This is a genomic window from Ruegeria sp. H7 (assembly GCF_056532945.1).
In genome coordinates this window covers 1-2,998 of record NZ_JBQFNZ010000022.1, presented here as the reverse complement: position 1 = coordinate 2,998, position 2,998 = coordinate 1, and the positions used below count along the sequence as shown (strand labels likewise).

3 protein-coding genes are annotated in these 2,998 nt (G+C 61.8%); all 3 read left to right on the top strand.

Features of this window, described 5'->3' with window-relative positions:
• A partial coding sequence (locus ACR0AC_RS21195) for a GntR family transcriptional regulator (RefSeq protein WP_480875951.1) occupies positions 1–590 on the top strand: 590 nt, incomplete at its 5' end.
• Positions 591–601: 11 nt separating this feature from the next.
• On the top strand, positions 602–1,996 hold the full coding sequence (tcuA, locus tag ACR0AC_RS21190; protein ID WP_480875949.1) for an FAD-dependent tricarballylate dehydrogenase TcuA: 1,395 nt from the start codon (positions 602–604) through the stop codon (positions 1,994–1,996).
• The coding region (tcuB, locus tag ACR0AC_RS21185) for a tricarballylate utilization 4Fe-4S protein TcuB (protein WP_480875947.1) at positions 1,986–2,998 on the top strand (1,013 nt) is incomplete at its 3' end. The genes tcuA and tcuB, both read left to right, overlap by 11 nt.

Below are 2,998 nucleotides of genomic sequence, written 5' to 3'. Positions count from 1 at the left end.
TGCCCGGCGACCGGCTGCGTGAGATTGAGCTCTCGGAACGGTTGGGCGTCAGCCGTACCCCGGTGCGCGAGGCGATAAGGCAGTTGGAGGCCGACGGGCTGGTCACGCATGTGCCACGGCAAGGTGCCACCGTGCGCAGTCTGGATTACGCCGAGGTCATGGAACTCTATGAGATGCGCGCGGTGCTTGAAGGGACAGCGGCCCGTCTGGCAGCCCGCGCGGCATCGGATGTCGAATTGGATGAACTGGACCTTTTGAACGACCGGTTGGCCGAGGCGGGTACTGGCCCCGATGCAGCCCAAATCAACAAGATCTTTCACGCGACCCTGCTGGATGCGGCCAAGAACCGGTTTCTGGCAAAATCCATGCTCTCCTTGCAAAAGGCGCTGTTGATCCTGGGGCCCTCGCAATTGCTGGATAGCGACCGCGCCGAGGCCGCAGTGGCCGAGCATCGGCGCATCATGGCGGCTTTGAAGGCCCGCGATGGCGCAGCGGCCGAGACAGAGATGCGCGCGCATATCCAGGCGGCACAACGGATGCGCATCCGCGCGTTGCAGGACCGCGACCGCTCAATCGACGAAAGCCAGTAGGTAGACAGGATATGGCCACCCCAAAGGAAGCTTACGATATCGCTGTGATTGGCGGTGGGAACGCAGCCCTCTGCGCCGCGATGACTGCGGCTGAGGCAGGCGCGCGCGTTCTGATCCTTGAGACGGCGCCAAAACCTTATCGCGGCGGAAACTCCCGCCATACGCGCAACTTTCGCTGTATGCATTCGGGCCCGTTGGGCCCGCTCGTCGAGATGTATGGCGAAGACGAATACCTCTCGGATCTGCTGAAAGTCACCGGCGGCAAAACCGATGAACATCTTGCCCGCCTCGCGATCCGCACCTCCGAGGAATGCCTGCCGTGGATGCAAGAACACGGGGTCCGGTTTCAGCCTTCGCTTTCCGGCACATTGTCATTGGCACGGACCAATGCGTTTTTCATGGGGGGCGGCAAATCTCTGGTGAATGCCTATTACCGGACGGCGGCAGGTTTGGGTGTAGATGTGCTGTATGAGGCCGCTGTGACGCATCTGGAACTGAACAGCGACCAGATCGAGTGGGTCGATTACACCTATGAAGGCCAGTCTCATCGCATCGCGCCCAAGGCGGTCATCGTTGCCTCCGGCGGCTTTCAGGCAGACACCGATTGGCTCACCCGCGCCTGGGGTGAGCCTGCGAAGAACTTTCTGATCCGGGGAACGCCGTACAACCGAGGCGTGGTCCTGTCTGATCTGCTGGATCAAGGCGTAGAAAGCGTCGGCGACCCGACCCAATGCCATGCCGTTGCCATTGACGGGCGCGCGCCGAAATTCGACGGCGGCATCGTCACCCGTCTGGACTGCGTTCCGTTTTCCATCGTCGTGAACAAACATGCCGAGCGGTTCTATGACGAGGGCGAAGACGTCTGGCCCAAACGCTACGCGATCTGGGGCCGTTTGGTGGCGGCGCAGCCGGATCAGGTGGGATATGCCATCATCGACGCCAAGTCGCTTAACCTGTTCATGCCGTCCGTGTTCCCGCCGCTAAAGGCGGACACGTTGGACGAATTGGCCGGGATGATGGACCTGCCCGCAGAGAAACTGAAAGCGACCGTCAGCGCATTCAACGCCGCCTGCGGTGACACTAACGGGTTTCATCCGACCGAACTGGACGGGGTGGCGACCTCGGGCCTGATCCCGCCCAAGACCAACTGGGCGCGCCCGATTACCGAACCGCCGTTTTACGGCTACTCGCTGCGGACCGGCGTGACCTTTACCTATCTTGGGTTGAAGGTTGACGAGACGGCCCAGTGCTCGACGCCCAGCGGTAAGATCAAAAACCTGTGGGCGGCCGGGGAAACGATGGCCGGGTCCATCCTTGGGCAAGGCTATCTGGCGGGCTTTGGCATGACCATCGGAACTGTCTTTGGACGCATCGCAGGACGAGAGGCCGCCGCTTATGCAAACTGATCTTATTCAGGAAGCCCGCCGCCAGGCCGAGATCTGCAACGCCTGCCGCTATTGCGAGGGCTATTGCTCGGTCTTCCCGTCGCTTCATGCGGAACGCGCGTTCTCGGATGGGGACATCACGCAATTGGCCAACCTGTGCCATAACTGCCGGGGCTGTTACTACGCCTGCCAGTACACCGCCCCGCACGCGTTTGACCTGAACCTGCCCAAGGCGCTGGCCGAAGTGCGGCGCGACAGTTGGGAAAGCTTGGCATGGCCGCAGCCGCTGGCACGACGGTTCCACACCCATGGCGGGGCCATCGCCCTGGCGCTTGTGGTCGGATTTGCCCTGTTGTTCTGGGCGACCCGCGCCATCGGTTCCAGCGGAGGCGAAGGGTTTTATGCCGTCCTGTCCCACAACGCGATGGTCGCGATCTTTGCGCCTGCATTCCTGCTGCCTCTGTTCAGCATCGCCTTCAGCCTGAGGCGCTATTGGACCGAGGTTGGCGGCAAACCGATCCAGATGTCTGATCTGACGGTTGCGCTCAAACGTGCGGGCAAGATGCAGGATCTGGCCGCAGGCCATGGCGAGGGCTGCAACTTCGAGGACGAAGACCGGTTCAGTCAGGGCCGACGCCACATCCACCACGCCATCATGTATGGCTTCCTGCTGTGCTTTGCGTCGACCTCGGTGGCGACGATCATGCACTATGTCTTCGGAATGCACGCGCCTTACGGGTTCTGGTCGTTGCCGAAACTGTTCGGGATTTCCGGGGGGCTGCTGCTGACGGTGGGATGTGGTGCGATGGCGCTGCTCAAGCAAAAGTCAGACCGAGACCTCGGCGATCCGTCGGCCTGGGGCGGGGATATCGGCTTCATCCTGTTGCTCGGGTTTGTGGGCCTCAGCGGGCTGGTTCTCTATGCCCTCGGGTCAACGCCTCTGATGCCCGCACTGCTGGCCATCCACCTCGGATCGGTCCTGACCTTCTTCCTGCTGACGCCCTACACAAAAATGGCACACGG